The 249-nt window shown below is 51.8% G+C and carries 1 pseudogene; it reads right to left on the reverse strand.

The window, feature by feature from the left end:
• Positions 1–134: 134 nt before the first annotated feature.
• A pseudogene (locus ABS769_RS22585) lies at positions 135–249 on the reverse strand (IS5-like element ISCARN85 family transposase); the annotation flags it as partial.

The following is a 249-nucleotide window of genomic DNA, read 5'->3' on the forward strand; positions in this document are numbered from 1 at the left end:
GAGCCTTCCAGTGCTCGCAGCGTTCAGTTCGATCTTATTGCCAGCACGAACCAATCCCGCGAAGAAACTACTCAAGCCAAGTCACGTTTATGGTGAAAAAGAAGCGCACAACGCGCTCAGTGATCTAGGGCCTGTTAACACATCCGAAGCCAATCAACGACTAGGACGAAGCTGAGGAATCCAAGGAACATGACATCCAGCTTGTCGAAGCGCGAGAAAATCCGGCGGTAGCCTTTCAAGCGACGGAAC

The sequence above is a fragment of the Xanthomonas hortorum genome, assembly GCF_040279205.1.
Classification (GTDB): Bacteria; Pseudomonadota; Gammaproteobacteria; order Xanthomonadales; family Xanthomonadaceae; genus Xanthomonas; species Xanthomonas hortorum_F.